Origin of the sequence: Romboutsia sp. (genome assembly GCF_035470145.1) — a bacterium.
GTDB lineage: Bacteria > Bacillota > Clostridia > Peptostreptococcales > Peptostreptococcaceae > Romboutsia_D.
Window position 1 is genome coordinate 1 of sequence record NZ_DATIRC010000250.1, and the last position, 5,871, is coordinate 5,871.

The window sequence follows — 5,871 nt, forward strand, 5'->3', positions numbered from 1 at the left end:
TTTCACAATATATTAAAACAAAACCTTCATATCATTATAAAATCAAAAGTTTCCTCATAATCTTATACATAACAAAATTTATTGTAAATAAGCTTCCTAAGGTTAATAATAGATCATGACTAAAAAATTTAAAACATACAACAACCCCAATTACCTGAGCTATCATAAATATAGATAAAATCAATATTAAATTAAAAATCAAACTTTTATTCTTTATAATCTTTCCATTATAATTTCTCAACTTTGTAGCCAATACCCCACACCACCTTTAAATATTTTGGATCCTTTGGATTTATTTCAATCTTTTCTCTTATTCTTCTAATATGTACAGCTACTGTATTTTCAGCATTATAGCTATCTTCTTTCCAAACTTTTTCATATATTTCATCTATTGAAAATACTACTCCTTTATTACCTAAAAGAAGTTTTAAAATCTTAAACTCAATAGGAGTCAATTTAACAATATCTCCATCAATATTGACTTCCTTAGTAGCTAAATTCATTGTAAGTTGTCCACTTTTTAGTACATCTTTATTTTCATAATTATAATTGCCAAGACTTATATATCTTCTTAAATTAGACTTAACTCTTGCTATAAGTTCTAATAAATTAAAGGGCTTAGTAATATAATCATCTGCCCCAATATTAAGTCCCATTATTTTATCAGTATCTTCGCTTTTAGCTGATACCAATATTATTGGAATATTTTGTTCTTCCCTAATTTTGATAGTTGCTTTTATACCATCTAGCTTTGGCATCATTATATCCATAAGTATAAGATGTATATCTTCATTTACAAGTACTTCTAGAGCCTGAATACCGTCATAAGCTTTATATATTTTATAGCCTTCATTTTTTAAATATATCTCAATTGACTCAACTATCTCTTTGTCATCATCCACCACTAATATATTGTACATTTTCTAAATCCCTTTCTTTTTTACACTCTACTTTCATATTATACAATAGATTCACATCCTTTTATTGTTTAGCTTTAAATTGATAATTTTGATATGTATTTTTTATTATAACTATATAATAAATTATAAATCTTAAGAAAATCTTAGGATAATCCTTAAGATTTTCTTAAGATTTATATTAAAAAATTCGCTTTGCTCATGTCGATAACGATCTTAGAAAATAGGTCCGTTGCTTGAGCTTAGCGATTGAAAACTATATTTATCATCAAATCAGATAAAATATAATTTCCTTTAATCTAAAATATATTATGAATAATATTACCTAATATTTGAGTATGTTCATTAAAAATTTTGATTCCTATAATTATAAGTATAATACCACCAACTAATTCTGCATAATTACTAAATATATCACCGATTTTATTCCCTAATAAAACACCAATTATACATATTAAAAAAGTAATAACTGCTATACATATAGATGCTGATACTATATCTACGCTTAAAAATGCAAAGCTTATACCAATTGCTAAAGCATCTATACTAGTGGCTATCGAAAGCATTAAAAGCTCTTTGTTAGATAATTCTTCATTATCATGAGTAGCACTATATTCTAACCCCTGTTCTATATCTTCTTCTTTTCTAGCTTTTATAAATTCACTAATCATTTTAAATCCTAAAAAACTTAGTAATATAAGTACAATCCAATGATCTATTGATTTTATATATTTCTCAAAGCTAATTCCTAATACCCAACCTAAAAGTGGCATACCACCTTGAAATATTCCAAAGAATAAGGCAATTTTTATTCCTAAACCTTTCGTTAAGTTTTTAATTGTCATTCCTTTTGTTATAGACACTGCAAATGCATCCATAGAAAGAGCTACTGCTGTAAATAAAATTACTGTTAAACTCATAAATTTCTCCTCCATATTAATTTTTTATTTCTTTTACATAAATCATAATAAGCTAACTTAGGAATAAATTTTTTTAACAACAAAAAACGAGACTTACGCATGCTCATAAAAGCATGCATGAGTCTCGTTTTTTAAAACTAGACCAGACTAAAAAGTCATTATGTTGATCTAGTTACACCGTACAGTGCAAACTACTCCCTCAGCAAAGCTGAAAAATATTATATATGTTAAATAAATTATAGTATATATTAAGAATAAATACAATTTTTTTTATTATGCTGTTTTAGATGTATTTTCTTCTTTATTACTTTTCTTAGCTATTATAGGTAATATTAAACCTATTCCCATTAACACTATAGGAGTCATAACGTTTAATGTAACCCTAAATGTCCACTCTTTACTAAATGCAGGAACATCTGTTGGGAACATACCCATTATACATGCAAATGCAGTAAATCCGAAACACCATAATCCAACTAAAAATCCTATCTTAGGGTTCTTTATAAACTTATACTCAGTATTAAACTTACCTACTGCTTTCTTAATACCCATGTAAGCTAAGAATACCCATAAGTATCTCATTGGCATTACAACTGAGTTTAACTTTAATAACCAGTTAAATAACTCATTAGTGTTACCTATTCCTAAAGCAGGAACCATTATTAATGTTGAAACTAGTACAGCTGTCATTATATATCCATTAACTAAAACACCATTTTTATTAGTCTTAGATAAAGCCTTTGGTATAAATCTTTCATCAGCTTCTCCTAATAAAACTTTAAGTGGTGCATCTATTGAAAATACTAATGCAGATAATTGAGCAGCAGTATTTGCTAAACCATAAACTATAACAAATATACTACCTAATCCATAATGTTCTCCAAGTAATTGGAATGCATAGTATTGACCATTCATCATTAAATCTTCTGGTATAGCATTAGAATTGAACATCATACCCATAGCTATAGAACCTAAAAGAGCACAAACTGCAACCATTCCAGCTAATACTAACATCCCCTTAGAGAAGTTCTTAGATGGGTCTTTAGTATCATTTACATAAGGTGCTATCTTTTCAGCTCCACCAACTGCAAATACTAACATTGATAAAGTTGTTAAATATGCAAAATCAAACTTAGGTACAAATGAACTTGCAGTTATATTAGGTGTTGCTACTTTACCTGTTATAGCAGGTGCAGCTAGTCCTAAAACAATATATAATAACGACATAACAAACATTGATGTACCAGCTATACCACCTATAACTTTTAATGTTTTTACTCCCTTTGTTGCTACATATAAAAATACTAAAAATATTACTAATACCACCGATTGTAATATCATTGGATTTAATCCTTTTATTACTGTTGCAAGCTCTCCTGATGGACTTATTGCCCAAGAAAGTGCTATTAATAAAGATTGTGGCTTTTGTGCTAAATATGGAACATGTACAACCCAATATGTCCACCCTGCCAGGAATGCAAGCATTGGTGTAGTTGTTGCTTTTATCCAAGTAGACACTCCACCTTGTGAATCCTTAAATGCTGAACCTAATTCCCCTACCATTAAAGCGTATGGCACAAAGTATAAAGCTATCATGAATATCCATGAAAATACTACTGTTAATCCTTGATTTGCAAAGTTATTAACTACATTCCCAAATCCCCATACCATGACAAATCCCATTAGGGCTATATTTCGCCATGTTAAATTTCTGTTTTGATCAGACATTAAATTTTACCTCCAATATTTTAAATAATATAATTACTTTACTTTATTATATATTTTTTGAAATCGTTGTCAATAGCTGTCCATTTGTGTAAATCCAGTAAAATAGAGCTTTATGATTCTTAATTTTCAGTTAATTAATTATATAAAATAAAACATATTCATTTTTTTTTATTCATTTTTTTTATTCATGTTTTAACATTTTTTGTTATCGTTTACAATTCTTTATTTGTCGATTTATGAATTTTGAATTAAAGTTTTATTTTGAATTTTATATCACTTTGTCTTTCAATTTAATATACTATATTTATTTATTTATTTATAAAAAATTTTTTTATAATTTTTAATATTTTTACTAAATAATACTCTTTTAAACATCACCCTTAAAGGTTCATTATGTTTACCTAGCTACATCTAACTGTATGTATTACATAATAAACAAAAGTCAAAAATAAACTTATTAATAAATATTATTTTTTATTTATTCAAATAATAAATTTAGATTGCTATTTCATCATAAGGAGACCAAATCTATGTTCTCAAAGCTAAAAAAACATAAGGGCAAGATTGTTGAGTTTATAAAATTTAATATAATAGGCTTAAGTAATTTTTTAATATCTCAACTTATTTATATTACTTTATTTCTTGGCTTAAAGCTTAATTATTTAATAGCTTATACTATTACTAGTGTAATTAGTGTTTCTGCTTCTTATTTTTTAAATTCAAAATTCACATTTAAAGAAAATGCTTACTCTGCTAAAAAGTTTTCATTGTCAATTTTGATTTATGTTTTTGAGTACATTCTTAATATGGGAGTTATAATATTGTTTGTTCAAGTATTTAATATCAGTAAGATATTAGCTCCAATAATCGCTCCACTATTTTCAACTCCTCCAGTATTTTTTATGATGAGGTCAGTTATTAAGAAAAAGTCACAAAAAAAAGAGATTGAATCTTAGATTCAACCTCTTTTTTATAGCACATAGGAAATTATATTCATTTTTAAATTGTGAATAAATATAATTTCCGTATATGTGCTTCAAAAAAGTCTTCATTAATAAATCTTCAATTGAAGACTTTTTTATATTTATTATAAATTCTCTAATCCTTGTTTTAAATCATTTATTATATCTTGAGCATCTTCTAAACCAACAGATATTCTTATTAATCCTTCGCTTATTCCAGCTTCAGCTCTTTCTTCTGGAGTATATGGTGAATGAGTCATTGATGCAGGATGTTGTATTAATGTTTCACAATCTCCTAAGCTAACTGCAAGAGTACATAAATTTAATGAATTTAATAACTTCTTACCAGCTTCAAGACCACCCTTAACTTCAAATGCTATCATACCACCAGGCATATCCATTTGTCTTTGAGCTAATTCATATTGAGGGAAGCTTTCAAGACCTGGATAATTAACCTTTTCTACATTTTCATGACTTTCTAAGAATTTAGCAACTTCCATAGCATTTTTCGTATGTCTTTCCATTCTTATTTGTAAAGTCTTCATTCCTCTTAATGTTAAATATGAATCAAATGGACTTAATACTGCTCCAGTCATATCTTTAACTCCAAATAATCTTACTTGAGTTATAAAATCTAATTTACCAACAACAAATCCTGCTATAACATCCCCATGTCCATTTAAGTACTTAGTAGCAGAATGAACTACAACATCAGCACCGAATTCTATTGGTTTTTGTATAAATGGAGTACAGAAAGTATTATCAACAAATACTAAACAATCTTCTTTTTCATGAGCTATATCACATAAAGCCTTTATATCTACTAATTTTAAATCTGGATTTGCAGGAGTTTCTAAATAAACAACCTTAGTATTTTCCTTCATTGCATTTCTAACTTCTTCTAAGTTTGAAGCATCAACAAAACTTACTTCTACTCCAAATCTTTTTAATCCATGATTTAATAATGCAAAAGTACATCCATATAAAGTTTTACTAGCAACTATATGATCCCCCGCTTTTAATGCAGTCCATAATGCTGAACTAATTGCCCCCATTCCTGAAGCTGTAGACATACAAGCTTCAGCACCTTCCAATAAAGCTACTTTTTCCTCTAATTGAGTATTAGTAGGATTTCCTAATCTTGAATATATATATCCATTTTCTTCTAAAGCAAATCTTCTACCACCTTGTTCTGCACTATCAAAAACAAACGTTGATGTTTGGAATATAGGTGTTGTTAATGCCCCTGATACTGGATCCTTATGATGTCCCCCATGTACTGCTTTAGTAGCAAAACTCATTGTCTCTAAATTTTTCATTATTAGCTCCCCCTCAAAAGTTTTG

The 5,871-nt window shown here is 27.7% G+C and carries 5 protein-coding genes; 1 reads left to right on the forward strand and 4 read right to left on the reverse strand.

The annotated features are described in order from the left end of the window. Positions 1 to 227 precede the first annotated feature (227 nt). From VLM92_RS10770 to VLM92_RS10780, 3 genes are all read right to left on the reverse strand, one after another. Positions 228 to 920, reverse strand: a complete 693-nt coding sequence (locus VLM92_RS10770) for a response regulator transcription factor (RefSeq protein WP_325276350.1) — start codon at positions 918 to 920, stop codon at positions 228 to 230. A gap of 296 nt (positions 921 to 1,216) precedes the next feature. Beyond that, a complete protein-coding gene (locus VLM92_RS10775) occupies positions 1,217 to 1,837 on the reverse strand; it encodes a manganese efflux pump MntP family protein (RefSeq protein WP_325276351.1) in 621 nt (206 codons plus the stop codon). Between the two features lie 273 nt (positions 1,838 to 2,110). Then, on the reverse strand, positions 2,111 to 3,565 hold the full coding sequence (locus VLM92_RS10780) for an amino acid permease (RefSeq protein WP_325276352.1): 1,455 nt from the start codon (positions 3,563 to 3,565) through the stop codon (positions 2,111 to 2,113). Positions 3,566 to 4,095: 530 nt separating this feature from the next. Between VLM92_RS10780 and VLM92_RS10785 the strand changes: the two genes are divergently transcribed. Further along, on the forward strand, positions 4,096 to 4,521 hold the full coding sequence (locus tag VLM92_RS10785) for a GtrA family protein (RefSeq protein WP_325276353.1): 426 nt from the start codon (positions 4,096 to 4,098) through the stop codon (positions 4,519 to 4,521). Positions 4,522 to 4,652: 131 nt separating this feature from the next. Here VLM92_RS10785 and megL read toward each other — a convergent pair whose 3' ends face one another. Further along, positions 4,653 to 5,846 carry a methionine gamma-lyase gene (gene megL, locus VLM92_RS10790; RefSeq protein ID WP_325276354.1) on the reverse strand — a complete coding sequence of 398 codons (1,194 nt, stop codon included), beginning with the start codon at positions 5,844 to 5,846 and terminating at the stop codon, positions 4,653 to 4,655. Between the last annotated feature and the right edge of the window lie 25 nt (positions 5,847 to 5,871).